This is a genomic window from Pseudonocardia oroxyli, assembly GCF_900102195.1.
Lineage (GTDB): Bacteria > Actinomycetota > Actinomycetes > Mycobacteriales > Pseudonocardiaceae > Pseudonocardia > Pseudonocardia oroxyli.
The window spans coordinates 1-25,489 of sequence record NZ_FNBE01000020.1 but is presented as its reverse complement, the minus strand read 5'-3'; the positions used below and the strand labels follow the sequence as shown (position 1 = coordinate 25,489).

General features: G+C 70.5%; 25 protein-coding genes. 8 read left to right on the top strand and 17 right to left on the bottom strand.

Going from position 1 to position 25,489, the window contains the following annotated elements; genetic code table 11:
* Positions 1-109: 109 nt before the first annotated feature.
* The 3 genes from cas3 to BLS43_RS25190 all read right to left on the bottom strand — a co-directional run bounded on the left by cas3 (position 110) and on the right by BLS43_RS25190 (position 5,544).
* Complete coding sequence (cas3, locus tag BLS43_RS25200; protein WP_245707795.1) at positions 110-2,917, bottom strand: CRISPR-associated helicase Cas3'; 2,808 nt, start codon at positions 2,915-2,917, stop codon at positions 110-112.
* A gap of 144 nt (positions 2,918-3,061) precedes the next feature.
* Complete coding sequence (locus tag BLS43_RS25195; protein ID WP_218130006.1) at positions 3,062-4,663, bottom strand: YfjI family protein; 1,602 nt, start codon at positions 4,661-4,663, stop codon at positions 3,062-3,064.
* Positions 4,660-5,544, bottom strand: a complete 885-nt coding sequence (locus BLS43_RS25190) for a bifunctional DNA primase/polymerase (protein WP_093089289.1) — start codon at positions 5,542-5,544, stop codon at positions 4,660-4,662. Before BLS43_RS25190 ends, BLS43_RS25195 begins: the two co-directional genes overlap by 4 nt.
* Positions 5,545-5,596: 52 nt before the next feature.
* Between BLS43_RS25190 and BLS43_RS25185 the strand changes: the two genes are divergently transcribed.
* Positions 5,597-6,016, top strand: a complete 420-nt coding sequence (locus BLS43_RS25185; protein WP_093089186.1) for a hypothetical protein — start codon at positions 5,597-5,599, stop codon at positions 6,014-6,016.
* 2 nt (positions 6,017-6,018) lie between these two features.
* Here the strand turns inward: BLS43_RS25185 and mobF are convergent, their stop codons facing one another.
* The 8 genes from mobF to BLS43_RS25145 all read right to left on the bottom strand — a co-directional run bounded on the left by mobF (position 6,019) and on the right by BLS43_RS25145 (position 15,205).
* On the bottom strand, positions 6,019-10,230 hold the full coding sequence (gene mobF / locus BLS43_RS25180) for a MobF family relaxase (protein WP_093089288.1): 4,212 nt from the start codon (positions 10,228-10,230) through the stop codon (positions 6,019-6,021).
* Between the two features lie 76 nt (positions 10,231-10,306).
* A complete protein-coding gene (locus BLS43_RS25175) occupies positions 10,307-10,996 on the bottom strand; it encodes a helix-turn-helix domain-containing protein (RefSeq protein WP_143030217.1) in 690 nt (229 codons plus the stop codon).
* Complete coding sequence (locus BLS43_RS25170) at positions 10,993-11,637, bottom strand: hypothetical protein (RefSeq protein WP_245707793.1); 645 nt, start codon at positions 11,635-11,637, stop codon at positions 10,993-10,995. The genes BLS43_RS25175 and BLS43_RS25170 overlap by 4 nt, the downstream gene beginning before the upstream one ends.
* Positions 11,634-12,062, bottom strand: coding sequence for a hypothetical protein (locus BLS43_RS25165; protein WP_143030216.1), 429 nt, complete (start codon positions 12,060-12,062; stop codon positions 11,634-11,636). The genes BLS43_RS25170 and BLS43_RS25165 overlap by 4 nt, the downstream gene beginning before the upstream one ends.
* On the bottom strand, positions 12,059-13,903 hold the full coding sequence (locus tag BLS43_RS25160) for a type IV secretory system conjugative DNA transfer family protein (protein WP_245707791.1): 1,845 nt from the start codon (positions 13,901-13,903) through the stop codon (positions 12,059-12,061). Before BLS43_RS25160 ends, BLS43_RS25165 begins: the two co-directional genes overlap by 4 nt.
* Positions 13,903-14,415, bottom strand: a complete 513-nt coding sequence (locus BLS43_RS25155; protein ID WP_093089182.1) for a hypothetical protein — start codon at positions 14,413-14,415, stop codon at positions 13,903-13,905. Before BLS43_RS25155 ends, BLS43_RS25160 begins: the two co-directional genes overlap by 1 nt.
* Positions 14,412-14,843 carry a WhiB family transcriptional regulator gene (locus BLS43_RS32160; protein WP_425438573.1) on the bottom strand — a complete coding sequence of 144 codons (432 nt, stop codon included), beginning with the start codon at positions 14,841-14,843 and terminating at the stop codon, positions 14,412-14,414. Before BLS43_RS32160 ends, BLS43_RS25155 begins: the two co-directional genes overlap by 4 nt.
* Positions 14,844-14,977: 134 nt before the next feature.
* Positions 14,978-15,205 (bottom strand): hypothetical protein, encoded by a 228-nt coding sequence (locus BLS43_RS25145; protein WP_176921533.1) that lies wholly within the window; start codon positions 15,203-15,205, stop codon positions 14,978-14,980.
* Positions 15,206-15,378: 173 nt separating this feature from the next.
* On the opposite strand from BLS43_RS25145, the gene BLS43_RS25140 reads away from it, so the two are divergent.
* Positions 15,379-16,635: an IS110 family RNA-guided transposase gene (locus BLS43_RS25140; RefSeq protein ID WP_218130004.1), complete on the top strand. Its 1,257-nt coding sequence runs from the start codon at positions 15,379-15,381 to the stop codon at positions 16,633-16,635.
* Positions 16,636-16,643: 8 nt separating this feature from the next.
* Here the strand turns inward: BLS43_RS25140 and BLS43_RS25135 are convergent, their stop codons facing one another.
* Positions 16,644-16,925, bottom strand: a complete 282-nt coding sequence (locus tag BLS43_RS25135) for a hypothetical protein (RefSeq protein WP_143030214.1) — start codon at positions 16,923-16,925, stop codon at positions 16,644-16,646.
* Between the two features lie 128 nt (positions 16,926-17,053).
* On the opposite strand from BLS43_RS25135, the gene BLS43_RS25130 reads away from it, so the two are divergent.
* On the top strand, positions 17,054-17,419 hold the full coding sequence (locus BLS43_RS25130; protein WP_245707789.1) for an XRE family transcriptional regulator: 366 nt from the start codon (positions 17,054-17,056) through the stop codon (positions 17,417-17,419).
* 162 nt (positions 17,420-17,581) lie between these two features.
* Here BLS43_RS25130 and BLS43_RS25125 read toward each other — a convergent pair whose 3' ends face one another.
* The 3 genes from BLS43_RS25125 to BLS43_RS25115 all read right to left on the bottom strand — a co-directional run bounded on the left by BLS43_RS25125 (position 17,582) and on the right by BLS43_RS25115 (position 20,778).
* On the bottom strand, positions 17,582-18,523 hold the full coding sequence (locus tag BLS43_RS25125) for an NAD-dependent epimerase/dehydratase family protein (RefSeq protein WP_093089179.1): 942 nt from the start codon (positions 18,521-18,523) through the stop codon (positions 17,582-17,584).
* Positions 18,524-18,592: 69 nt separating this feature from the next.
* Entirely contained in the window at positions 18,593-19,279 is a 687-nt protein-coding gene (locus BLS43_RS25120) for a hypothetical protein (protein ID WP_093089178.1), read from the bottom strand.
* A 62-nt stretch (positions 19,280-19,341) separates the two neighbouring features.
* Positions 19,342-20,778, bottom strand: coding sequence for a helix-turn-helix domain-containing protein (locus BLS43_RS25115; protein WP_218130003.1), 1,437 nt, complete (start codon positions 20,776-20,778; stop codon positions 19,342-19,344).
* A gap of 143 nt (positions 20,779-20,921) precedes the next feature.
* On the opposite strand from BLS43_RS25115, the gene BLS43_RS25110 reads away from it, so the two are divergent.
* Complete coding sequence (locus BLS43_RS25110; protein WP_093089284.1) at positions 20,922-21,293, top strand: NUDIX hydrolase; 372 nt, start codon at positions 20,922-20,924, stop codon at positions 21,291-21,293.
* A gap of 53 nt (positions 21,294-21,346) precedes the next feature.
* On the opposite strand, the gene BLS43_RS25105 is transcribed toward BLS43_RS25110, so the two are convergent.
* Positions 21,347-21,844 carry an Rv3235 family protein gene (locus tag BLS43_RS25105; RefSeq protein WP_093089176.1) on the bottom strand — a complete coding sequence of 166 codons (498 nt, stop codon included), beginning with the start codon at positions 21,842-21,844 and terminating at the stop codon, positions 21,347-21,349.
* A 331-nt stretch (positions 21,845-22,175) separates the two neighbouring features.
* Between BLS43_RS25105 and BLS43_RS29625 the strand changes: the two genes are divergently transcribed.
* The 4 genes from BLS43_RS29625 (at position 22,176) to BLS43_RS25085 (ending at position 24,218) form a co-directional block, all read left to right on the top strand.
* On the top strand, positions 22,176-22,628 hold the full coding sequence (locus BLS43_RS29625; protein WP_176921532.1) for a hypothetical protein: 453 nt from the start codon (positions 22,176-22,178) through the stop codon (positions 22,626-22,628).
* Between the two features lie 42 nt (positions 22,629-22,670).
* A complete protein-coding gene (locus BLS43_RS25095; protein WP_093089174.1) occupies positions 22,671-23,024 on the top strand; it encodes a hypothetical protein in 354 nt (117 codons plus the stop codon).
* A 12-nt stretch (positions 23,025-23,036) separates the two neighbouring features.
* Positions 23,037-23,786, top strand: a complete 750-nt coding sequence (locus BLS43_RS25090) for a hypothetical protein (RefSeq protein ID WP_093089173.1) — start codon at positions 23,037-23,039, stop codon at positions 23,784-23,786.
* Positions 23,787-23,975: 189 nt separating this feature from the next.
* Positions 23,976-24,218: a hypothetical protein gene (locus tag BLS43_RS25085; protein WP_093089172.1), complete on the top strand. Its 243-nt coding sequence runs from the start codon at positions 23,976-23,978 to the stop codon at positions 24,216-24,218.
* A 212-nt stretch (positions 24,219-24,430) separates the two neighbouring features.
* On the opposite strand, the gene BLS43_RS25080 is transcribed toward BLS43_RS25085, so the two are convergent.
* Positions 24,431-24,925, bottom strand: a complete 495-nt coding sequence (locus BLS43_RS25080) for a hypothetical protein (protein ID WP_143030211.1) — start codon at positions 24,923-24,925, stop codon at positions 24,431-24,433.
* Positions 24,926-25,489 lie beyond the last annotated feature (564 nt).

The window sequence follows — 25,489 nt, the reverse complement described above, 5'->3', positions numbered from 1 at the left end:
TGCTATACCTCAAACAGATGAGTGGCGGCGAGTAGACCGATCGTCGACACTGTGGCCGTCCCCGCGCTGCGGGGGTGGTCCGACTCAAGGTCGGTTAGGCACTTGAGCACTAATGGTGGTCCCCGCTGTCGCGGGGAGGCTTGTTGCTTCGCGACTCGTGCGTCAGCCCTCGGCGGGGGTCGTAGGTGACGCGGAAGTCTGCTGCGCCATGGACGATCTCCGCGGTGCGGTCGGCACCGAGGGGCAGGATCAGCTGGCCATCGAGCAGTGGGTCCTTGTGGAAGCTCTCGACGTAGTGGCGCTCCAGTGCGGCGATTACCCCGTCGCCGACTGGGTTGAGCTGACTCATCCCGATGGGCAGGCGCAGTGCGCAGGCCGCGATCGCCCGGGACAGGCGACCGGACAGCGTCCCGTGCAGCGGGATCTGTAGACCAGCGTCCTTGGAGATCCAGTCCGGGGTGAGCAGCCCACCGTCCCCGTCACGCTGCACGACGAGCACCTCCACCGACTCGGCGCCGTCCCGCACCTGCCCCTGCCGCCGCGGGTCCTCCCGGTCGCCGTCGGCGTCCCCGACCCCGGCCCGAATCCAGCCGTCCAGGGTCGCGCGAGGCCCGCCGGCGTCACCAAGCAGGAACTCAGCTGCCCGCGCCCGCCGCTCGTCGCTGCGCCGCCTGTCGACCTCGGCCGCTTCGGCCAGCGCCGATTGCCAGGACTCGGGCCCGGGCTCGGCGGCCCCGTACCCGGCCTGGACCAGCGGCGCGATGTCGGTCGGGACGGTGATCAGGTCGCGGCCGTCGAGCAGGGCAGCGGTGCGCAACAAGGCATGCTCGCCGTAGACGCGGCGGCTTCCGGCGACCGCGCGCACGGGCTCGGTCCTCCAGTCCTCCACCCCGGTCACGATGCAGCGCGGCTGAGACACCGCGGCGGGTCGCGTTCGTGTGTGTCGGTGGAGCCGGCCCATTCGCTGCAGCAGCAGGTCGATTGGAGCGAGGTCGGTGACCATGAGGTCGAAGTCGACGTCCAAGCTCTGCTCGACGGTTTGCGAGGCCACGACGACGTGGAACGCCGGCCTCGCGCCGGCGGGGTCCGGGCCGAATCGCCGCACGAGGTCCGCGTCGAGCTCAGCACGGTCGCAGGCCAGGAAGCGCGAGTGGCTGACGGTGATGCTGTCTTCGCCGAAAGCGGCCACGAGTGCATCGGCCGTCGTCTGTACCCGCGCGACCGTGTTACGGATGACGACCGCGCAGCCACCGTCGACCATCCGCGCACGCAGAGTCTCGACGAGCGCGTCGAGGTCCGCGAGGTCGGGATCCTCGGTCAGCCGCTCGACGACGACGGGTCTTGGCGCCATGCTCGCGGGCACTACCCGAGGTGCGGCCGCCGTAGCCGACACGAGCGGATATCCCGTCACCGGTTCAGGCTCAGTGCCGGAGTAAGCCGCGAGCAGCTCGGCTCGGCGCGCGGTGGGCAGCGTCGCCGAGAGCAGCACCACCGGCACCCCGTACGCGCCGAGCCAGCTCAGCACGCGGTCGAGATAGGTCGACATGTAGACGTCGTAGGCGTGCACCTCGTCGATCACGACGACTTTGCCCGCCAACGCGAGGTGACGCAGCGCCAGATGCCGGCTCTTCAGGCCTGCGACCAGGACCTGGTCGACGGTTCCGATCACGAACTGCGCCAACGGCCCCTTCTTGCGCCCTCGCAACCAGTGATGTGCGAGCCCGGCCTCGTCCTCGCCACTGTCCGTGCCGACTCCCTGGATCCCCCTGCGCACGAGACCCCGGTACTCGTCGTTGAGGCTGGCCGTGCCGTGCGCGAGCAGCACGCTGGTGTCGAGGGCGATCCCCGGCAAGGTCCGCATCCAGGACAGCACTCGCCTGAACATCGCGTCCGTTGTGGCCCGGGTGGGGAGTGCGACGAAACAACCGTCGGCCCCCGATCTCGACGCGAGAACCTCCACTGCAGCGAGAGCCGCCTCGGTCTTGCCCTCGCCCATCGGTGCCTCGACGACGATCATCCCCGGCCGCTCCTGCTCCATAGCCGCCTCGACGGCTGCGATTTGCACTGGCCGCGGTGTCCGCTGGAACCGTTCGGTGAACGCTGCCACGGGCTCAGTGACCTCTGGAGGTGCCCACCGTGTCGGCATGTCCAGCTCGGCCCAAGCTGCTTCGACTCGGCGCGCAGTCGCCACAAGGCTGGGAAGCGCTGGTGGCTCGTCCGCGGTGTGGAGCGGTTCGAGGGGAAACAGCTCACTGGACGCGATCCAGTCGGCGACTATCACGATGCCCGTCAGCAGGACCTGCACCGGCCGCCCGACGGTGACGCCGGCAAACGGGCTCAGCGTCGCCGGGCCGCCGACGAGCTCGGTCGCCCAGCGCAGTGCGGAGAGCCGCGCATCTGCCCAGGCGCCGGTTCCGGCCAGCTCCGGATGCTTGTCGACCTCCGCCAGGAGACTCGACTCGGGAGGAACCCCGTGGTGGCCGCCGACGACGCACCCCAGCTGTGCGGCAGCCGCGCGCCAGGCGAAGCCGAGCTCGTCCCGCAGGAAGGATCGGACGACCCGCTGTCCAACGACCTCGTGTCGAATCCTGGGTCGAACGGGATCCACGGCGAGCCGTGGGTTCGCGTCGAGCCCGTTTCGTCGCATCGCGTCGGCCAGGGTCGCGTTCTGCACCGCGAAAGCAGGGCTTGCTTTGCCGATGTCATGAACCGCAGCCAGCCAGGTCGTCAATGACCGTACCGCGCCAGCGTCGCCGCCGATCTCCGTCGCGATGCGCCGTATCACCTGCGGAGACACCCACTCGTCGACCAGAAGTGCCGCGATGCCCGCCGTGTCCGCGAGATGAACGTGGAGCGGCAGCCAATGAGTGACGATCCGAGGATCGGAGTCGTCACGGTTCGCCGTCTTCGCCCACACCGCTAGCCATGGGTCTGCTCCGTCCCCCACGCATCGCCCTTTCTCGCTACTGCCTGTCTGTGGTGTCTCCGAAAGTCACTCGATCATTACTCTCCGCAGATGCGGGGGTCTCGTCGCGAAAGCCGCACAAGCCGCACAAGGTGGTCAGCGCCGCACTTCTGCGGCTTGTGCGGCTTGTGCGGCTTCCGCGGCCCGGGGGTGGACCTCCCAACGCGGAGAGCTCGGCCGGCCGCCGGTCGGGGCCGAGGGAGCGGCGAGGCGGATGAAGCCGTGGGCCTCCAGCAGCTCCAAGGCCGGGCTCAGGTCGGTGACCTTGCGGAAGCGGGCGCGAGAGAGGCCGGTGAAGGCGTCGCGGCGGCTGAAGTGCTCGGCGCCGGTGCGAGCGATCCAGTCCAGGACAGCACGGGCGTCGTCGATAGTCGGGTCGGCGCCCATGCGGTCGAAGACCGCCAGGGCGTGCGCCAGGAAGTACTGACCGAGCCTCGCTGCGGCCTCGACGTGGCGGGGGTCGACGGGCTGGGGCCAGGAGGTCGGTAGCAGCTCAGCGAGGTGGAGTAAGCCCGCGATGCGAGCGGTCGCGCCGGTCAGCTTGGACGCCCAGTCCGTGACGTGGCCCAGGTCCGCATGCGCATCGAGGCGGGGCTCGAGGGCACGTTCCAGGTCAAGGACGCGCTGGTTGGCCTCCTCGCCGAGGCGCAGGCGGATTGGCTCGTGGTCCGCGGCCAGGGTGACGACCAGGCGGGTCAGGCGAGAGCTGTAGGCGCGGTCGATCGGACTCGGCACGGCTGGGGAGCCGATGCGGCGACGGCCGACCGTGTTCTCCGGCAGCGAGTACAGGATCCGGGCCAGCAGGCCGCGGCCGCGGAAGCCGGGCATGCGGGCGATGTCGGTGAGCACCTCGGGCTGCAGGGCCAAGCCGAGGGTGAGGGCGGGTGCCTCGACGTGCTCGGCGGGGCGGCCCTTGCGGTCCACCCGAAGCAGGTCGCCGGCGTGGCCCTTCAAGAAGACCTCGAGGTTGGGGACTCCGCTGGAGTAGCGGCCGGCGAGGGTGGAGAAGATTCCGCCCTCCGCTGAGAGCACCGCCAGCCTTCCGCCCTGCTCGGCGAAAAGCGACGCTGCGGCCTCGGTGGTCACGTCGTCGGCGATCAAGCGCGGTACCGGCGGCACCACCAGCTGCTCGGCCTCGACCGACGCCTCTGCCGCCGATGCCAGGGCCTCCTCGCGGTCCAACCGATCCCGGGTTGTCGTCGCCTGCTTGGTCCGTCGCTCGGCCTCGGCTACCGCGACCTTCCGCGCGAGCTCCGCCTCCGCGATGCGGGGCCGCGCTTGCTCGACGAGCTGCCGCTCGGCCTCCAGCAGTGGCGCCGTCATCGCCGCGAACACCGCGCTCTTCCGGGATCCCGGCAGCATCGCGACCACCGTGTAGAGGTTCAGCGGCTCCCGCCAGCCCGGACGGATCTCCAGGTCTGCCCGGCCGCCCGCGGCCGTCGAGAGCGCGGCCAGTGCCAGGCAGCCGGGGAGGTCGAGCGGGGTCTGGGTGAACTCCGCGACCGCCAGCACCATGTCGGCCACCCACGGCGGGAGCGCGTCCACTGGGAACGGCGGGACCAGGCGGCGCGGGGTGAGCGGGGTCGGGTCGGCGTCCCAGCCTTGCGGCTGCGCGGCGTCCTCGCCGTGCAGGACGGCGAGGCGGCGGTCGGCGTCGAGGCCGGTCAGGATGTCGCGAGCGCTTCGGCGCTGCGTCACGGTCGATCACTCCCGATCGGTGCGGTGCGGGGTTGCCGGGCGCCGGCGGACAGGCCGGAGTGGATCGTGCGGTCGGCCTCGCTCGCGGAGAGACCGATGGCCGCGGAGGCTTCGGCCAGCGCTGATCGGGCGAGCGCGTCGGGGAGGAGTCCGGCGGCGACGAGCTGGCCGAGGGCGAAGGCGGCCCTGTTGAGCGAGGCGTTGCGACTCCCCCGACTTGCGGCGAGAACACGCTCGATCTCCCCGCGCAGCGCCGCGGCGGCGTACTGCGAGCGTCGGCCGACGATGTCCAGCACCGGCGCCAGGGCAGGACGCGGGCCCGCCTGATCGTCCAAAAGCTCGGCGATCCAGGGAGGAAGCGGGGCGACGTCCTCGACGTCGTTGCTGCGGTACCGGCGTCCACGCACCACCGATCCTGCGGCGACCACATAGCCGCCGGCTGCGCGCACGTCGATGAGCCAGCCGAGCCGACCGGCGCTGTTCCTGATCCGACGACCTTCCGGGGCGCTGAAGTACCAGTGCTCGCCGCCGGACGGGGTCTGGGTGGACAGGGTCTCCCACGGGAGCGGCTCGTCGTGGTCGGCGGCGAGGGCGGCCAGGACGTCGACGCCGTCGCGAACCCCGGGCCGGTCCCACTCCGACGGTCGGACGGAGCCGTGGTCCGAGGTGTCCAGGTCGATCACGACGAGACCCGAAGGCCCGCAGGCGATCCCGACATTGAGACGAGGTTCCCGGATCCACGCCCGGCGGATCCGCACCGGATCCGTGGTCGCCCGCGCCTCCCAGTCCTTGATGGCCGGCCGCTTGTCCCCCGCCCTCAGCGGGAACACCCGCCACCCACGCGCGGCGTGCCTGAGCGCGGCTCGGAGCTGCTCAGACATCGTGCTCACCTCGAGCCGTGACGTCGTCGGCCCTGGGTGGGATCCTCGGCGTGTGCGCGTGACCGAGCGCCACCTCGACCGCATCCCGCCGGGCAACCTGCGCGTGCCCCTCGGGGAGTTCGCCGCGCTCTGGAGCGCCGCCGAGGAGCAGTCGCGAGCGCAGGGCGAACGCGGGATCACCGACTGGACCGCCGGCGGCGTCGCGCTGACCTGCCGCTGGATGGCCCGCGCAGTCACCGAGACCTCGAACGGCCACCGCCAGCCGACGCCGGCGCCGATCACGAAGGCCACGGCCCTCGCGTCCGAGGAGCTCATCGAGGCGGAGTTCCTGGCCGCGGAGACCATGGCCGCGCGCACTCCTCCCCCTCCACTCGTCGCGACGCGGCCGGGTTTCGTGGAGGCGGTCGCCGCGACGCTGCGCTGGGCGTGGCGGTCGAGCGGTCCGGTACCGGACCTGACGCCGGTCAGCTGACCTCATGCTCGTTCCCACGCGTCCTCCTCGGTGAGCTCGGCCTCGTCGGCCCGCACGTACTGCTGCTCTTCCGCCTCGCGCGCGGCGTCGTAGACCTCGCGAGCCTGGATCTCCGCGAGCGCCCGGTGGGCCCGGTCGATCGCCGCGGAGGTCTCGTCCGCGGACGGCACCCGCACGGCGTCCTCACCCCGCACGGGCTCCTCGGCCGCAGCGACCTCGCGGATGTCCAGCGGCGCCTCGCGGTCGTCGACCCCGCCGGCGTCGAGCTCGTACTCCTCGGTGATCTCCCGGTGCCGGTCGCCGTCGACCTCCGCAGCTCGGTGCGCGGCGAGCCACTCGTCTGCGGTGACCTGTGGTTCCGGTTCGACGTCGTCGGCGTGCCGAAGGGCGAGCTCGGCCTGCGCGCGGTCTCCCGCCGCTCGGGTGGCGGCGGTGTGGGCGAGCCACCGCGAACGAACGTTGTCCAGCTCCTGGAGCTGGTCCTGGCGCTCGTCGAGCGTCGCGGCCAGGGCCTCGGCCTCCGCGCTCTCCCTCAGCAGCCGCTCTGGGTCTTCGCTGCCCGAAGCCTCGGCCGCCAGCAGCACCGCCTTCTGGCGCTGGGCCTCAGCGGCCTGACGGGTGCCGGCCAGCTCGTTGGCGACGTACCGCGGTCCCCACGCGGCCTCCCGCTCGGCTGCACGGACCCGCAGTCGGAGCTGGCCGTCGGACATCTCGATCTCCTCGCGGTCGATCTCCGGCCGCCCGAGCGCTCGCCACGCCGCGCGGTACGCCGCGAACGCCTCGACCTGGCCCGGGCTCGGAGCGGGCCCGAGCGCGTCCTCACCGGTGTGCTCGCGCAGCTCCCGGTAGGCGGCCACCGGACCGGCTCGGGACACCCACGCCTCTCGCTCGATCGCCTCCGCCGGTGGCTCGCCGAACGCGTCGACCGCCCAGCGCGGCGCCTCGCGGGCGGCCTCCTCCCCCAGCTCGACGGCCCGGCCGTCCGCCGCGGCGGCCAACTGATCGAGGTAGCGCTGCCACTCCGGGTCGTCCACACGTGGGGTCCAGTCCGCCCAGGTCGTTCCCACAGGGTCGAAGCGGTAGCGGTCGGTGATGCGCGAGTAGAGGACGTTCGTGGCGTTGCGGGCGTCGTCGAGCGAGCGGCCCTCGACGGCCTCGGTCAGGACCTGGCGCGCGTCGTGGCCGGCCAGTTCCGCGCTGCGCAGGACGCGGGTCAGCGAGGCCGCGCCGTCCTCGGCCGCGATGCGCGCCCGATCCCGGATGCTGAGCACGCCCTCGGCCGCGAGGTCGTCGAGCCAGGTCGCGGTGCGTTGGGTGGCGGCGAGGTGGGCGGCGTCGGCGAGCAGCTCGGCCGCGGTACGGACCGATCCGCGCTCCTCCCCGGATTCCGTTGCCATCGCCAGCGCGGATCGAGGCGTGGTCAGCCCGTCCGGATCGAGGACGACGGCCAGCGCGGACACGGGATCGCGCCGCAGGGTCTGGTCGGGCCGCCCGTCGGCCGGGTCCGCGACAGCGAACTCCGTGGTCACGTGCGCCGTGTTCGACGCCCGCCCGCGCGACATCCCGACGTAGAGCGCCGCCGGCCCGGTCCGCTGTGTGACGACGACGTGGCTGGTGTCGACCGTCGATCCCTGCGCCGAGTGCACTGTGGACGCGTAGGCCAGGGCCAGCCGATCACCCACGTACGACGCGGGGAGCGCGATCGGCTCGCCGTCGAGGGTCTCGACGTCCAAGCCGCCGTCCTCCCGCAGCGCGGTGACCCGGTAGGTCTCCCGGTTGATCGGGCCGCGCCGGTTCCCGTGCTGCCCGGCCAGGTCCCAGCCGTTCGCCCGTGCCTCGACGAGATCCCCGACGCCGGCGTAGGTGCCCTGCAGCCCGAGCGGCACCCCGGCCTCCTGGACCCGCCCGAGCCGGACGAGCTCCGCGCGCAACGACGCCGACAGCTGGGCGGCCTGCTCGTTCGTGTCGACCAGCAGGAGCGAGCGGCGTCCGGCAAGGGTGTCGGCCAGCCACGCGCGCGACGCCGACGTTTCCGCCTGCTCGGCCGAGCCGGAGTCGAGCAGCCGGCCCTGCCGGTGGTACTCGCGCAGCACGGACTCGTCCCCTGCCCGGAGCCGAAGTGACGCGGCCCGTTCCCAGTCCTCGGTGAACCGGCGGGCGTCGCTGAGCTCGTAGCGGGCGCCGGACCCGGCGAGCAGGTCCATCCCGCCGCCGGCGCCGACCGCGGCGAGCTGCTTGTGGTCGCCGACCAGCAGGAGCTTCGCGCCGGCCGCGTCGACCCGCTGGTGGATGGCGGCGAGCGCCGGGGTGTCCGTCATCGCGGACTCGTCGACGACGACCAGGTCCCCGGCGCGCAGCCGCCACTCCGGCTCGTCGCGCTCCTGAGCGCCCAGCCACTGCGCGACATTGCGCGCCCGCAACCCCTCCCCAGCCAGGACCTCGGTCGCGACCTGCGAGGTGGCGAGCCCGAAGACCCGCCGGTCTGCTCCCGTCCACCCCCGCGCGATCGCGCCGACCACGAACGACTTCCCGGTCCCCGCGGGCCCGACCAACGTCTCGATCCGCGCCCCGGACGTCAGCACCCCGCGCACGGCCGCGGCCTGGTCGGCACCGAGCTCGATCCCCGTGGTGCGCAGGTCGTCGAGGAACCGCTGAACGGCGCCGTCGGAGAGCGCGGTCGCGTCCCGATCGGCGCTGGCCTCGAGCAGGATCCGCTCGGTACGGACCTGGTCCGGAGTCGCGTAGAGCTGCCCGCCCGGTGCTTGGTAGGCGGACTGGCCGTTCGCCAGTCGCAGCTCGGCAGGCAGGTCCGGCTCACCGGGCCGGGTGGCGTCGAGCGGGACGGCGTACTTCACCGCCTCGTCGGCGAGATCGTCGAGCAGCTGCGCCACATAGGTGCCGGCGGGTAGGGCGAGGTAGTCCGGCAGCGCGGCATTGATCGCCCGGGTCAGATCCGAGCGCGTCCACCCCGCCCGCTTCGTCTGGACGTCTGCGAGCGCGGTCTCGATCACGGCCTGCGGTGACCAGGTCTGCGCGACAGGTGCCGACGGTCGGGCCTCCAGCGCGGAGCGAGCGACACCGGCGAGCCCGTCGGCGACCTCAGTGCGCAGTCGGCTGTCGATGCGGTCGAGCAGCTGCTCGCGGGTCTCGCCGCTGTTCGACTTGGCGCGGCGGGTCGCGAAGGTCGCCTGCCGGGAGAGCCGGTCTCGCTCGAGCCCGTTCGGTGTCCGACCGAAGCGCTCCTCGAACGCGTCGATCAGCTCGGCCGCCTTTGCGCTGACGTCACGCCGTCGAGAGGAGATCAGGTCCATGGCCTCCGGCGAGACGCCCTGGATCTCGCGGGCCTTGCCGTCGGGCCGGGTGGCGAACGACGTGCCGAGCGCATGGGTCAGCCGCTCCTCCGCGGTCCGTTCGGCGATCGCCGCGGCGGCGGCCCGCCAGCGGTGCATCGCGCGGGAGTCGAGGGTGCGCCAGTCCCCCTCAGGCGTCTCGACGCGGTTGAGGACGGCGTTGTGGATGTGGAGCTGGGGATCGTGTTCGCGGGAGTCGTGCTGGAAGAACGAGGCGACGACCCAGTCGTGCGCGTCGACGTAGCGGCCCGCGGCGCCGCCGTGGTGACCAAGCCGGGTGTAGCCGGCCTTGTCCGAGAGGTAGGCCAGCCCGGCGTTGTTGCCCGCCCAGATCGCGTCCTCGACGGCCCGCCGATAGCGGCCCCAGGCCTCCGCCGTGACCTCGTCCCCCGCTGTACGAGCCTTGATCTCCTCGGAGTTGAACGCGGTGTGCAGCAGTGTCACGGACTTCTGAACGCTGAACGTGACGTCCAGGAAGGCCACATTCCGACGCGCGAGCTTGCCCGCCTCGACCCGGAGTTCAGCGCGCCGTTCAGGGCTCGCCTTCGGCTCCCGTCCAAGCGCGGCGGCGTACACCTCGTCCTCGGACCGGTACTTCCGCCCGGTGTGGCCGAGGGTGAACACCTCGTCCCAGCGGTCCTTGTCGCGGAAGCCCTCCTCCCGTGGATCGAGGAACCGCTCGTAGACGCCGGTCATGTCCTGGGCGTCGACCAGGCCGCGGAGGCCGAGCTTCTCCGCGCCGGCGCCCCACCAGCGGCCCGGCGGTTCGCCCTCGGTGACGGCGCCGGTGTAGTAGCTCTCGCGGCCCGTCGCGACCTCCTTCAGGAGGTACTCGGGGCTGTAGCCGACCGCGATGCTCAGCATCCGGCCCACCGCCGGGAACCGGCCCTGTTGATCACGATGCCTAGGTGTGAAGCATCTTTTCTGGTCTGGGTCTTGATCATGAGGTGGTCCTGGAGTCGGTGTCGTCGTGGTTCTGGGGAGTCGGGACGAGCTGGAGTGGATGTGGAGTCGTCGGCTGGTCTCGGAGGGCTTTGAGGGCCTTGGCTGCGGTGCCTCGGGAGACGTCGGCGCGGTCTTGGAGTTCGGAGACGGTCGGGAGCCGACCGTGCTCGGCCTGGTGCGCGCGGGCCTCGCTCGCGGCGCGGTCGCGCTGCGGGGACTCGGCCGGCCTGGAGGGCTCGATCTCGGCTGCCGCCGGCCGCTCGGGCTCCGGCTGTACATCCGGGCGTACATCCTGGTGTTGAACGGATGGCCGGTCTTCAGCGAGCAGGTACAGCAGGTGTGCCACGACGGCCGCCGCCATCGCGGGCCAGGCGCCGATCCCGAACCGCACGGCCGGTGACGCCTCCACCATCTCGTCGGACGCCAGGAAGATCGCCTGCGCGAGCCCGGACAGACCGGCGGCGATCACGACCACCGTCCAGGCGTAACGGGCAGCCGATCCCGACAACCGGGCCGTCGCCGCGTAGGCGACGAGGGCCAGACCGTCGGTGATCAACGGGTAGAGCCACGCGATCCCGGACGGCACCCGCGAGGCGACTGCGACCTCGTAGAGCCCGTGCGCGGTGGCGGCGGCCGCGCCCATCGCGACGGCAAGCCCAGGCAACCACACGACCATGCGGCTCATCGGGGACCTCGCAGCGCATCCCCGATCACGCCGCTGCGCACGGACGGCTCGGGCGCCCGCTCGTCGCGGCGCTCGGCCCACCACTCGGCCAGCTCGCCGAGCTGCGCCTCGCCCGGCACCTCGAGCATCCCCGCGGCCACCTCCGGCCACCCCGGACGGTTCTGGTGGTTCTCCGGCGAGCAGACCCCCGCCGTCGCCTTGATCCGCCGCACGACCCCGGGACGCCACCGGTCGTGCCACTCCCCCGCCAACGCGACCGACGCCGAAGATCCCTGGTACGCCGCAGCCCACGCGTGCATGAGCCAGAGCAGCTCCTCGACGACGTGCGGGTGCCAGCACCAGCAGTCCGGGAACGACTCGACGGCGTCCGGGTAGCGCAGGTAGATCGTCCGCAGCCAGCCCGCCAGCTCATCCAGCAGGATTCCGGTCGACGTCGCGTCGGTGGGCGCCAGGAGCCAGGAGGGAGCCGGGGTCGCTGCCCGCGAACGGAGCGCCGTGACGGTCTCGGCCAGGTCGGCGAGGATGCGGGACAGCTCGTCGACCCGGCCGGGCAGTAGGCGGAGTGGGACGAGCTCGCGGCGCAGGCCGTCGACCTCGCGTGCCAGCCCTGCGACGTCCGCGGGCTGCTCGGGCGGGATCACCGCGACCACCCCTCCGCGTCGACCTCGTGCTCGACGAACGGGACGTCCGCCGGCGCCTCGAATCCGCGCGCCCGCTCGGTCCACAGCGCGGCCTGCCGGTCGACGTGCCCGGAGTAGCCCGGGCTGTCGTCCGTCGCGGCGATGTCGTTCCAACCCTGCGCGTACCCGGCCGCCCTCAGCCGAGCCTCGGTGGCCGTCTCGCCGCGCTCGTAGTCGACCCACTCGTAGCCGCGCCGGATCTCCTCGACGTCACCGGCGTCGAGGCCCCAGCGGTGGACGGAGAAGCCGAGCTGCTCACTGGTGTCGTCGAGGTAGTCGCGGATCATCGCCGAGGCGACCTCGGGTTCCCGGCCTGTCGCCGCGGTGAGCCGCTCGACGACCTCGGCCGCGGTCAGCGGCTCCTGCCACTCGATCGTCATGGTCATGCCTCCTCTCGGACGTCGACGACCTGGCCCTCGACGACGAGCGCGTCCCCGGCCAGCCGCAGGGCGGCGGGGCGGGTGAACGTCGGTCCCGGCCAACCGGGCACCAGCCGAGCGAGCACCGTCTTCGCTCCGGGCAGCCGTCCCGCCAGCCCGACGAGTCGGGCGGCGGTGCGCGGTCGGCGCTCGCAGAACCGCGACCAGCGGAGGTCTCGTCGCCGCCACGCCATCTGGGCCCGCCCGACGACCGGTGGAATCCCGCGCCGGATGACCAGCACCTTTCCGGCCGGGAGGTTCGCGATCTGGGCGGGCGCCAGGACGGGAGTCTTACGGGTCGTGCGTGCCACGGTCCGGCCGCGCGGGTCGAGGGTGTCGGCGGGCTCGTCGCGCTCGCCGGTGAGCGTCGACCAGAACTGCAGGTCCTCGCGGTCCCTGGTGCCGCCGAACACCATGACCGCTCCGGCGTTGTTCAAGATCGTCCCGGCACCGTGCTCGCCGTAGCGAGCCAACAGCTGCGCCCTCGACTGGACGACGATCAGGATCGTCACCCCGCGCCCGCCCATGTCCGAAGTCCACGCCTCGAGGGGTACCGGGCAGATCAGCGCGGCCTCGTCGAGCGCCAGCCGCAGCCCCGGGTCAAGTCGGCCACCGGGCTTCGTCGCGGCGATCCTCCGGGCTTCACGAGCGATGTAGCCGGTCAGGGCGGTGACGAGCGGGGCGGCGTGCGATTCCTCGCCACCGAGGAGGAACACCGTGCCGCGCGTCGCCAGGAGCTCGCCGACGTCGAATGGCCGGGCGCCCTCGGGGCCGAGCCCGGCAGCCTCGCGCGCGGCCGCAGAGGTCAGCCAGCCGAGCGCAGGCATGATCGTCGAGGTGATCGACGTCCGGGTGCGGTCGTTGGTGCCGACGAACTGCTCGAACGACACCCGGAACGCCGGCTCCGACGAACGCCGCAGTAGACCCGTGACCTCCTTGTGCGCGGCCTCCGGGCTCGCGGTCCAGTCCAGGACCTCGCGCATCGAGCGGTGTCCGAGCGCTGCCGCGTGCAGCAGGGCCTCCAGCACCCGTCGTCCCTGCAGGTCCCAGTACTCGCGGTCTCCCCCGTTGCCGCGCGAGGTCACCGCGGACAGCAGGTCCGCAGCCCGCTCGGCAGCCGCTACCGAGTCCTCGCAGCCGGTCAGCGGATCGAAGGTGACCGACGAGGGCACCCCACCGAGGCCTGACGGGTTGAACGTGACGACCGGTCCCTTCCGCTCGCGGTACGGAGTGCACAGGTCGCGCAGATCCAGCCGAGTACTCGTCGCCAGGACGGCGCCCGGCGCGTCGATGATCTGACCGGCCAGCCACCCCGACTTCCCCGACCGCGGCCCGCCGACGGACACCACGACGTCCTCGACCGAAGACCACACCCACTGCGACCCCGACCGGCACAGCCGCACCGCCACCTCGGACACCGGCAGCGCCAGCAGCTCGCGCCGCGTCGCACCCTCCAGCGAGGGACGCACCGTTCCCGCCTTCCGGAGCATCGCGCCCGATCCTGCGAACCGGAACACGTCCACGGTCGAGGCCACACCGGACTTCCGCCGCGACCGTGCTCCCCACCGCGACACGATCGACGACGACCGCGACCACCGGTGCCGCACGATCAGCAGCGCCAGCAGGACGAAGACAGCCAGAAGCGGCCAGGACAGCGCCTGCACGATCGTCATCACCGGGAACGCCGCCATGGCCAGCAGCCCGACCGCGATCCCGCGTGCCCGTCGAGCCCATGCGATCACCGCGGCGCCCAGCAGCCCGAGCAGGATGAGCGGGGTCGGGCTGAGCAGAACTTCCATGCTGGCCATCAGTCGTCCCATCCCGTGTCGATCCGCCACTGCGCGAGCGCCGCGCGATGCCGCGTGCAGGTGTCGGCGTGCCCCGACTCCTGGTCGTCCGGGTGCGGGCTGTCGCGCGGGCCGTAGTCGGTGACCAGCTCGTGGCAGGACCCACAGCGCCACGACGTCGACGGGCTGCGGAACGCCCTCCAGTGGGCGTTCGGGCGGCGGCCCTCCACGAGGTCCGCGAAGGCCGCCTCGGCTCGAGGCTCGTCCGCTTCGCTGTCGGAGAGGCCGAGAGCCTGACCGATCTCATCCCACGACCGTCCGGCAGCGCGGGCGTCCCGGCTCTGTTCGACGAGCAGCCCTCGCGCCGCGGCGGCCAGCGCCTGGGCCGCACGTACGCCTGGCAGCGGATCCACCAGGCGTCGGCGGGTGAGCACCTGGTAGCCGGGGATGGGCTCATCCAGGACCTCGCCGCCGAACTCCTCGACGGCGAGCCGCTCGGCGAGGCGACGGATCTGCTCTCGCGCCGCGGTCATCGCGTGCTCCCGGCGGTCTGCGTGGCGGCCCAGCGGTCCACGGTTCGGCGCGACACACCGAACTGCCGTGCCACTCGCTCCCGCGATGCGCCTGCAGCCAGCGCCCGACGACCTGCCGCGATCACCTCGCCTCGCTGCCGCGTCCATTCCTGGAGAGCTGTCCGGGGGACTTCGTCGGGCGGTCGGAACGCTGCCGCCCGCTCGGAGGCCTCCCTACCGCGCCGGAGCTCGCTGCGCTCGTCGGCGTCCAGCCCGCCCGCGACGCCGTAGGGCAGCGCGTCGAGGGCCCAGGCCAGGCAGCGAGCCCGCACCGGGCAACCACCACAGATCTCCTTAGCCCGCCCGACTCCCTCCCCGCGGAGCGGCCCCGACTCGGCGACCGGGAAGAACACCTCCGGGTCGACGTCCCGGCAGACCGCGTCCGCCATCCATTGCGGCCCTACCATCGTGATCTCACCTGCCGTCTGCTGATGTGCGGTGAGAGCGGCCCGGCGGCTGTGTCCCGCCAAGAACCCGTCGCCGGGCCGCCCCACCTGGTCTCGCCACCGCACCCACACCTCGGTCATCGACCCGCCTCCTGTGGTCCGCCGTTCAGCGCCGGCGTCGCGGCGCCGTCGATGGCGTTCATGAACGTGCCGATCGCCTCCGGCAGGCCCTGGCCCACGGGGGTGGCGATGAACAACACGAGCGCCAGGAGCGAGAACACGACCGCTCCCCCTGATGCCCGCACCTTGGCGCAGATGACCGCCCCGAGGATGGCCACGAAGATCAACACTCCGACCGCGGACACCAGGCCCTACCTTTCGTGGTGCACCGGAAGCGGCTTGGATCGCGAGGTGTGCAGGCGGGACGGGGATGGCTTGCATCAGTGCTGCCGTCGATGGCCTTAGGTTGCTGTTCCCCCCGTCCCGTCGCCTGCTCTCGACCGCTGATTAGGCAGGGCGATGAATCGCTGCGTAGGGCGTGGACGGCGAGCGCGGGCTGTACCTGCATTCCTGCGACGAAGGAGGCTTCACTGTGTCGTTGGCTGTCGGAATCGACGTGGCGAAAGAGATCCACTGGATCGTCGCGGTGGACACGGTCACGGGAACCGAGCTGCTCAGTCACCGGTTCCTCAACGAACCCGCGGAGATCACCTCCGTGCTGGCGGAGATCACCGAGCTGGAGGTCGAACACGGCCCAGTGACGGTCGGCCTCGACATCGTCGGTGGCATCGCCGGCCTGCTGACCGCCATGACCACCGCGGCCGGGGTCGCGCTGGTCCATGTCCCCGGCCTCATGGTCAATCGCTCCCGACGGGCCACCGTCGGCGGGGAGAACAAGAGCGACCCGCGTGACGCCCGAGTGATCGCCGACCAAGTCCGGCACCGGCCCGAGCTGCGCCCGATCACGATCACCGACGAGCAGATCACCCGGCTGCGGGTCCTGACCTCGCGCCGCCACGACCTGGTCGTCGATCAGACCCGCCGGATCCAACGGCTGCGCGAGCACCTCGTGGCCATCTTCCCAGCTCTGGAGCGCATGGCCGACCCGACCAACCTGTCCGACCTGACCCTGCTCTCCCGCTACGTCACGCCGGCGGAGATCCGCCGAGCCGGGGCCGACACGATCACCGACTCCTTGCGCGACGCTGGAGTCCGCCGCGGACGGGCGGCCACGCTGGCCAAGCGAGCCGTGGTGGTCGCGCGCGACCAACACATCGAGGAGGTGATCGGCGAGTCGATCATCGCCGAGGTGATCCGCGAGCTGGCCGAGGAGGCTTTGCGGGTTCGGCGGCGGCTGCGTGAACTCGACGCCGCCATCAACGAGACTCTCGAGAAACACGCTGATGCCGAGCTGATCGCCAGCATGCCCGGCATGGGCCCGACGCTCACCGCGGAGCTGCTCGCCGCCACCGGCGGCATGACCCGGTTCGCCACCGGCAACGAGCTCGCCGCGGCCGCCGGACTCGCCCCGGTTCTGCACCAGTCCGGAAAGGTGCTGTTCAGGCGACGCGCCACGACCGGGAAACGCGCCCTCAAACAGATCTTCTACCGTTCCGCATTCTGCGCGCTCAGTAGCCCGGACATCGCCAGCAAGGCCTACTACGACCGCAAACGAGCCGAAGGGAAATCCCACCACCAAGCCGTCATCGCCCTCGCCCGCCGACGCATCAACGTGCTGCACGCCATCCTGCGAACCCGCCAACCCTACCGGCCAGTAGGCGTCACGGCCGCTTGACAGAAGCATTAGACAGCGACCTCCCCGCTCCGCGCCGCCCGGGTGTCCGGGTGCGCCATGACCAGCGCGTCGTCGCCACCCTCGGCCCAGGCCTCGGCCGCAGCCCGGCTGACGTACCAGCGGTTCCCGATCCGCCGCGCCGGCAGATGGTCCGGGATCAGCCGACGAATCTTCTGGCAGTTCGCACTGGCCGAGCCGTGCTCCCCCACCGCCCCGAACCACAGGACGGCGACCTCCTCGACGGTCATCAGCAAGCCGGACCGCTCCGACACTTCGATTCGTTCGCTCATGATCAGCTCCCCTCGACTACTCGATACTAGCATCAGTTGTGGTCAATATTGATGCCAACGTGGCAGACCTGTGCGCAACACCGGCACCGATCGGCGCCAGCCAGGTAGGCGTGCCCTAGCCTTCGTGTGTGGTGAACAGCGGTGAGGACTGGTCCGCGGTGGCGTCCGCGATCGGCTCACGCCTCGCCGAGACCCGCATGACGCAGATGGAGGTCGCGTCGGCCGCGAAGGTCTCGCTCACCACGCTGCGGGAGCTCCAGCACAACCTGAACCCCCGCCGTCGCCGCCCCCAGACGCTCGCGGCGATCTCCGAGGCCCTCGACTGGCCCCCGGCTTACCTGGAGCAGGTCCTCCGCGGCGAGACGGCATCGGTGCACGCCGACGAAGCCTCGGACCCGGTCCTCAAGGCCCTCAAGGGGCTCGAGGAGGAGGTTGCCTCGCTCCGGGCCCGGCTCGACCGGCTCGAGCAGCAGCAAGCCGACGAAGGCGCATAGCCCGCAGCTTGGCCACCCCTTCGGCGACCTCGTCGAGCCGGCTCCGCAGTGCTGCTACTCGCTGCTGGAACTCCGCGATCTCTGTCATGCATCACAGAGAACCGCAGATCAGGGCTCGGCAAGAGGGCATTGCGAGTCGGAACGCGGGTATTCCACAGCTGACTATTCGCTGGCGGAATCCCTGCTGGTCACAGCGTTGTAGGCATCGCGCACGATCTGCCTCAGATCGGACCGCTGGGGCCGCCAGCCCAGCTCCTTCTCGGCCAGCGAGGGATCCGCGAGTAGCACCTTCGGCTCATCCGCGGGCGGGTTGTGCTTGACCGGCAACGGCCGCCCGATGACCTCCTCGGCAGCAGCTATGACGTCCGCGATGGTCGAACGATTCCCGCTTCCGACGTTATAGGCCTTCCACGTCCCCGGCTCGCAAGCGTCTAGCGCTCGGACGAACGCGTCCGCCATGTCGAGGACGTGGAGGTAGTCCCGCACCACTGAGCCGTCACCGTTGACGGTCAGCTCTGGCGCCTCACCGCGCGCCACAGCGACGATCTTCGGGATCAATCGACTCGTGTCGGGGTCGGCGTGGGTGCCGACTCCGCCCGCGATGTTGAAGGCGCGCAGGCTGATCGCCCCGATCGCACCCGTAGCCGCGACGTCCGCAATCGCCCGGTCCGCCGCGAGCTTTGTGCTGCCGTAGGGGTTCGCAGGCTGCGGCACTTGAGCCTCGGTGATCGGCTGCGGCACGTCCTCGCCGTAAAGGGCACAGGTCGAGGCGGCGACCAAGCGGCCCGGACTCTCCCGAGCAGCAAGCGCTTCAAGCAGCGCCAGCGTGCCATCGACGTTCGTCCGCCAGTAGCCGAGTGGATCCACGCGTGAGTCGCGCACGCGTGCGAGCGCCGCCAGATGACAGACAACGCCGGGTCGCTCAGCTCGAAAGGCTTGGGCGACGCTCCGTGCGTCCAACAGGTCCGCCGAGACCGGCTTCACCCCTGGCGGCAGCGTCCGCTCGGAGCGAGTCAGTGCCGAGACCTCGTGCCCGCCAACTGCCAGCGAGGCGGCAACGGCATACCCGACGAACCCGGTCGCGCCGGTGACCATGACCTTCATCAATCGAGAAGGTTAGGGCATCTGCACAACCAGGACACAACCGAGCATCCCCCGTCACGTGGGCGTGCTTCATGGAGATTTCCATTCGGCAACAGATTCATCGAAGTAGCGCGGAAGCCCAAGCCTATCGCTCCAGCCTTGCGCCAGGAGCCTGCACGAATTCACCGCCCATTCCGCGCAGCCCGCACTCAGTACCTTTCCGGGGAACCACGGGTTCCCTGTTTCGGCGAGGTAGGGATTGAGGTCAAACTTGCCGCTCAAGCTCTTCTCTAGCTTCTCAACCTCTCCATGCTGATGCCAGCGCGGCTTGAAGTGAGTGAGGCTGTTGCGAATTCCGATCACCGAGCTGGCATCCTGATAGGGGTTCTCGCCCTTCCCGAACCGCGCCTTATCCGCCATGAGCAGCGCGAGTTGGTACCTCTCAAGTGTTCCTAGACTCCGCTCCGAGGTAGCCCACGTCTCCGCCATTAATTCGGTACAGCGCAGGCCCAGCGGCTTGACCCTGTCGTTGCGGTCGACCGCATCCTCGAACACCTCGTTAACGACGGCTTCAAGGAAGGCGACAGCGCTCAGGAGCGCGGAGATGACATACGAGCGGTGCTCGGGGTCGAATCCGGGCCCTGCGACCTCAGCCTCGAGCTCCCGAGATCGGCGCGCCGCGTGTAGCGCCGACCAGAGATGCTCGGCAGAGAGGTAGTGTCTGCTCGCGACAGAGACGGAATCGGTTATGCGAACCTCGTCATGAACGTGGGGCATGGAAGAACGCTACACCTCCTCGATCACGCTAACGTCAACTTCCTGTTTATCCAGCGGTCGACCTATCGTCCGAGCAGCTCTGATCTGTGGCACCACGCGAGTTCGATGCACGCTCGAGCGATCGGCGAAAGGGGCTCGCCGCGCAGTCGCTCACGCGACTCGGAGGTGAACGGGATTCCCACAGCCGGCTTATCCGCGTCCGTACTGACCGCCGCACCCTCCTCGTTCACTGCCACCATGTCGCGGAAGAGCGCGTCGAAGACTGACGCCTCGATCACGGCTACGGTCAGAAGCTCGACCCACAGCGTCAGCGGCTCCAACACCAGCGCCAGCGCCGAGACTCGGAAATCACCGGCCACCCGCGCTCGCTCAAAGGACGCGAACGGCTCCTCGGCGAGGTAGTCGATGGGGTCGACGCTGTTGCCATCGTGCTCGGCGTTGCCGAGGAACTCCTCCGAGTACTCGCGCTGGATGTTGCGCCAGAAAGAGAAGTCGTTGGCCTGGTGCGCCGGCGCCAGTGCCGCGGGCTGGAACGCACCGGCGGGAACGACGTGGAACATCCCGCCCGCCGCGGCGACGGCGCCCGCGTTGCGACGGTGCAGGTACATCCGGTGGCCGTCGATCGGGTCGCGCCGGATCGTCAGCGTGTTCACGCTCGGCAACATCGGCCGCGCCTTGAGGTCGAAAGGGTCCTCGATCAGCCGCCGCAGCGGCAGGTCGGCAGGGCTCGGGCGCTTCCGGCCGCGCCGCTGCCAGGCATCGGCGAACTCATGCCCGACGGCCTCGCACACGTCGAGCACGTCGAAGTAGCTGGTGTAGTTGAAGCCGAACCTGCCGCGACCGCCGGACCAGTCCGCGGACAACAGCCGATAGCTCGCTCGGTTGTCCAGCAGCTTCGGCCGCGCGAGATCCCGCAGGGTCCGGGAGTAGCGGTCGTACGGCTCGCCGGACGCGCGGACTGCCCGCGCGGCCGCAGCCTCGTCCACCTTGCCCGTGATCGTGGGCGTCGGGGACTCGGCCAGCCAAGTCATTTCGACGTCGGCGAGGTCGACCGGCGCGTCCGGCACCCAGCCGGGTCCCGCGAGAACCGTGGTGCCCGCGACACGTTCCTCCTGCGGGTAGAGCTCCGCTGCGAGGTCTCCGAGCAACGCGCGGTTGGCGTTGAGCACCTTCCGAACCTCACGCCAGCGTTCCTGGCTCTGCCGGACGGGCCCCGGCTCAAGACTCTCCGCGCCCGGCCGCGCGATCGCGTCGCGCGAGTTGTCCGGGAGGATCCCGAGCCGCTCGGGCGGAATTCCGAGCTTGGCCGCGATGTGGCGGAGCTCAACGACGTCGCGCAGTGCCTGCGACCCCTTCTCCAGCTTCGAAAGCCGCGACTGCGTGGTGTTCAGCAGCTCCGCCGCGTCCTGCTGGGTCAAGCCCTCACGCTGGCGGTACCAGCGGATGATCTCTCCGACGTCGGACCCGTCGGGCGGCGCAGCTGCCACGGTCTCGGCCACGTGGAGCCATGCTTGTCCACCATCCGCCCCTGCCTGCATCCGGGCCCCCGCACGCTCGTCGTCTCGGCGTCCTGGCCGACCGATGATCGCACCCGAGCCGCCGAGCTCGTGGCGCTTTGACCAAAGAGGTGCAGGCTGGGCCCATGCCCGACGTCGTCGTAGCCGTGATTACCGGTCCGGACGGCGTTCTGCTTATCCGACGACGAGACGGCGTCCCACCGTGGGTCTTCCCCGGCGGCAAAGTCGAGACCGACGAGTCGCCGACCGCTGCCGCCCGCCGAGAGGTCCTGGAAGAGACCGGCGTCGACGCCGCCATCACCGAGGAGTTGGGAAGCCGCGTCCACCCGACAACGGGTGCGTCGATCACCTACTTCGCCGGCACGGCTCCAGCGTCGACTACGACGTCGGCCGACCCCGCCATCATCGAGATCCGACGGGTGCCATCGTCGGCGCTCTCCTCCCTGATCCCGCTCACGACGATCTTTCCGCCGGTGCGTCGGCACCTGTCGATCTGAGCCGGCCACGGGAGAGGCCCGGCGAGGTGTCGTGTCCTCGCCGGGCCCGCCACTCACAGGATCCGGATCATCGTGCAGATCCACTCCCCCTGGCCGGTGATCTCGAACTTTGCGGCCAACGCTCGCCGCCGACCCCGGATCTGAACTGAGCTCGCGGTCTCGATCCGGCACCGGTGTGGCTGCGACGGGTGGAAGCTGACCACCTTCGCCGCACCCACGCCCAGCCGCGGATCCACCGGAGCCGCCCGCAGGTAGCGGCCGACCTCCGGCACCGCGAGATGCGCAACTTGCCGCCACGGACGACGACCGTCGAGCACCTCCATCAGCAGGACCAGCGTGCGGAACACCGTCCGTACGACGCCGGCGCTCGGGACTAGGTCGCTGACCAGCGGTCCAGCTGAACCGACCGTCTCGGGGGTCGGCTCGGCGACATGTCCGCAGGTCGGGCAGGCCCGGACGCCGGGCGACTCGGTGGCGACGCGACCGAACTGCGGGCGGCTGATGTCAGTGGCGTTGCGGTTCTCCTCGTGGTGACGGGTCGGGGACGGCATGGCGACGGCTCCTCAGCTCCGGAAGGAACCGGCCCGAGAAGGCTGCAGTAGCCGGTGGGCCGGTAGCGGGGCGCGGTGCGAAGCGCCCGCCCCTGCCGTCCGCGCCCGACTCCGCCCGGCGAGGCTCACGGGCAAGGGCGCCGCAGGCGTCGGCGAAGCCGATGCGCAGCATCCTTTCCCGTGAGACCGGGCGGAGTAAGCGGCCCACCTGGAAGGACTGCCCGGCCGAAGGCCGGTCCGAGGCAATTCAGTGCCCGCCTCACGGTTGTCCACAGGACGCGAGTTGACCCGTTCGTAGCCCCAAATCTGGCCTAGCGTCGGAAAGGTGCCCGTGAACTCGATCAGCCATCTGCAGTCCGCTGCCCCAGCAGCGCGAGCTCTCGTGGTGGCGGAGCTCGAACTCGCCGAGGCAGCAAGACGGGCCTCAGATTTCGCCCGAGGCATGGCTCCCAACGGCCACGCCAGCCGTCTCGAGCCTGGATCGCTTGTGTACGACGCACTCCAGCTCATCGATCACGCGCGGGAGGTACTCGCCGCAGCGACCCGTCACGAACGGGCTCGCGGCGCGGACTACGCCGGTCTCGTCGGCCCCGACAGCACCGGGCTCGCCGCCGATTTGATGAGTGCCGCCGGCCCCGGCTCCGAAACTCGTTCGGAGAACATCGCTGAGAGGCTGTTCGAGCTCGACACCTGGGTCTGCCACCACAGCGAGCCCGACGACCCGATCGAATCGCGGCACCCGGTCACCGACTCGGCGACCCGTCACCTAACCCGCCCGCTGTGAGTCGCGCATCCCGGCCGGCCAGGCTCGGGATACGTTCGGGTCGTGGAGACGATGTTCGAGGGCGACATCTTCGTCAGCTACGGCCAGATGATGATCGAGAACCCCGCCGCCTGGGACGTCGACTACGACGCCGAGCACTCCTTCGCCGGGCAGGTCAACGGACTCTGCGGCGCCGGGATGCCCGAACGCCTCTGGATGTTCACCGGCCTGCACACGGGATGGGTGCGCCTGACCGTCGAACACCACGACACTTCGCCAGCCCTCGACCAGCAGTGGGAGGAGATCGTCGAGGCGCCGTTCACCCCCACCGGCGCACCGCTCCAGCTCATGGGCCTCATGGCCAACGAGGCCTACCCCCTGCTCCTGCCCGCCAGCGTTCCCCTCCGAGTCCGCTAGTGCGCAACCGGCATGGACGCCGCCAGCGACGGATCCCGCTCCCAGGACGACCCTGTCCTCGACCGCTACCTCATCCAGCTCTGGCCGGCCCCACCCGCACCCGACGCGGTCCTGCGCCGGACCAGCCGGACTGCCGCGTACTGGCACGACCACGCCCGCGCCCTCCCCACCCAAGCCGAACTCGCCACCCGGAAGGCCGAGCAACGAGCCCACGTCGACGCCCAGGCACAAGCCGAACTCGCAGAACGCGAGCGACAGCGCCTCGCAGAACAGAACCTGCGCTGGGGAGGCCGAATCCCCGCCCGCGAGGTTCTGGAGATCGCCGAGTCGCTGCAACTCTCCCAGTACGACCGGGCACTGCTCGACGCCGTCGTCGCAGCCGGCCCACAGCAACAACGCGCGGTCGCCCGCTTCGCGGTCCGCCAGGCCTACACCGAGGCCGGACTCAACGGGATCAGCTGGATCGACGCCGCCCTCGACGCCCTCGACCACGCCACCCCACTCCCCGCCCCCTTCGACGACCCCGCCGCCATGTGGCGAGCCCTCGCCGAAGACCCCCACGTCCCCAGCACCACGATCCGCTCCCCCGACGGCCAGGCGGACTGGAGCCAGCAGCACATGACACTCCCCGCGCTGCTGCACGCCGCCGAACCCGACCCGCTCCGCGCTGCAATCGCCACCCTCGTCCAAGCCGCCACCGGCGTCGGCTACGACCGGAGGCATTCGCTGTTGGAAGCCGCCCGTCGGGTCCTAGCACGCTGAGACTCAGGCAGAGATAGGCGTCCGTCTCCCGGCGGGCCGATCCATGAGGCACCCCCGTTGTCGGGTCACCGTGATCCGGCAGCAGTCCAGGTTCCTGCCCCGGTACTCCTCCAGGACCACGACCTCTGTCACGGTGTGCTTGCGCCAAACGATGGTCGCCGAGACGATGCCGCCGTGCGTGCACTCCTGGTGATCCTCGGGTCCGTCGGCCTGGCCACTGGCGTGCTGTGCGCCGCCGTCGCCCCGTTCCTGCCCCTCGAATCGGTCGTCGACGCACCGGCATCGCACCTGTCGCGCGCCTACGAGTCGATCATCAGCATCACCTACGACTGGTCCCCCAGCCCCGCGATTCTGCCGGCCTCGGGTCTCCTCTTCGGGCTCGTCGTCGGCGTCGCCCTCCACCTCGGTGGATGGAGACTCCGGCGAGCATGAGATCCATTCGATGAGTTGCCTCGCAGGCTCGATCGATGACTTAATCTTGCCGGTGACATCCCTAGACCCAGCCATGACGGGCGGGGACGGCCAAGGGCGGGCTAATCCCGTTCCGGAGCCACGAGCATAGATCTTGCCCGACCGCCTTCTCCGCGCGGAGCCCGTGGGGCCTCAACGCCGTTTGCGCACACGGGGCCAAGACCCACTGTTGGTCAACTCTGCAAGCCACACTTTCCGATCAGAGCAGCCTCGACGAACTCACGTTTGCGACTCTCTTCGCAGAAGCCAGAGCCGGCGAAGTCGGTGTGAGTGACCGGACCTCGATAGGACCGGATAATAATGCTGTCGGAGTCCATCGTCCCCTTGAGCTGGTTGCTGTCGACGGCGACGTAGCCTGAGAAGGCCTTCGTGCGGGCGGTAGGCGTGAGCTGCATCGACGACATCGCGGGAGCGGCACAGGCGGTTGTGCCCAGCAGCCCGACCACCTTGCCGCTCCGGAGGTGGAACTCAGGCCGGAAGCCGAATACAGCGGGGTCGACACTGTCCAGAGTAAAGGTGAACGTGACTGGCAGCGCCCGACTCCGCTCGGGCTTTCTCATGCACTGGTGCAGCGTTGCCGGCAGGTCGATCAGTTCGGCCCCTGCGCGGATCTCGACCTCCACCACGTCGATGTCCCCCGTGTAGTGGGGGTCGTTACGGGTTGTCATCGTGAGCATAGGATGAGCCTCGATCGGAAACCCCGGCGCTGTCGCCGCTATTGGCGCAGCGGAGGCCGAGGGGGCAGAACGGGCAATCGAACTCTGACCGGGAGAACTTGGTGTAGCCACGGGCGCGGGTCCTCCCGTTCCGCAAGCTGCGACGACACCGCCCAAAACAATCAGAAGTGCCGAGATGCGATGCACGAACTTCTCCTTCAAGTCTTCGAGGGAACGAGGTGGCGGGCATACAGGTGGTAGCGATGCGCATTCGCGCACTCGGTCAGATTCAGTCATCCGGTTGTCGCCCTCCATGGAAGGGAATGCGCCACGCGCCGCTGTTCGCCGCCCCGGCGTCTTCACCGATTCGACACCAGGCGGCAGGCGAATCGGCTCGCCACAGATGATGCTCTACACCTGCGTGAGTCCACAGTCTTCCTCTACTCGGTAGGTTATCCCCCGGGAGTCGGTGAACGCAGAGCCCCGAGCCGCATCAATGGGCTTCCCGTTCCCCGCATCACTGTAGGAACAGGCAGGCTTAGGCTGTTCCGCGAGGTTGCAGTCACCATCAACCCG

Coding starts and splice junctions, on each gene's coding strand:
- BLS43_RS25155 (WP_093089182.1), bottom strand. CDS start 14,415: ATGACCGCGGCGCGAGAGCAGATCCGTCGCCTCGCCGAGCGGCTCGCC.
- BLS43_RS25120 (WP_093089178.1), bottom strand. CDS start 19,279: ATGCCCCACGTTCATGACGAGGTTCGCATAACCGATTCCGTCTCTGTC.
- BLS43_RS25125 (WP_093089179.1), bottom strand. CDS start 18,523: ATGAAGGTCATGGTCACCGGCGCGACCGGGTTCGTCGGGTATGCCGTT.
- mobF (WP_093089288.1), bottom strand. CDS start 10,230: ATGCTGAGCATCGCGGTCGGCTACAGCCCCGAGTACCTCCTGAAGGAG.
- BLS43_RS25160 (WP_245707791.1), bottom strand. CDS start 13,903: ATGGCCAGCATGGAAGTTCTGCTCAGCCCGACCCCGCTCATCCTGCTC.
- BLS43_RS25110 (WP_093089284.1), top strand. CDS start 20,922: ATGCCCGACGTCGTCGTAGCCGTGATTACCGGTCCGGACGGCGTTCTG.
- BLS43_RS25080 (WP_143030211.1), bottom strand. CDS start 24,925: ATGACAACCCGTAACGACCCCCACTACACGGGGGACATCGACGTGGTG.
- BLS43_RS25175 (WP_143030217.1), bottom strand. CDS start 10,996: ATGAGCCGCATGGTCGTGTGGTTGCCTGGGCTTGCCGTCGCGATGGGC.
- BLS43_RS32160 (WP_425438573.1), bottom strand. CDS start 14,843: ATGGCGGACGCGGTCTGCCGGGACGTCGACCCGGAGGTGTTCTTCCCG.
- BLS43_RS25165 (WP_143030216.1), bottom strand. CDS start 12,062: ATGACCATGACGATCGAGTGGCAGGAGCCGCTGACCGCGGCCGAGGTC.
- BLS43_RS25135 (WP_143030214.1), bottom strand. CDS start 16,925: ATGAGCGAACGAATCGAAGTGTCGGAGCGGTCCGGCTTGCTGATGACC.
- BLS43_RS25190 (WP_093089289.1), bottom strand. CDS start 5,544: ATGTCTGAGCAGCTCCGAGCCGCGCTCAGGCACGCCGCGCGTGGGTGG.
- BLS43_RS25090 (WP_093089173.1), top strand. CDS start 23,037: ATGGACGCCGCCAGCGACGGATCCCGCTCCCAGGACGACCCTGTCCTC.
- BLS43_RS25105 (WP_093089176.1), bottom strand. CDS start 21,844: ATGCCGTCCCCGACCCGTCACCACGAGGAGAACCGCAACGCCACTGAC.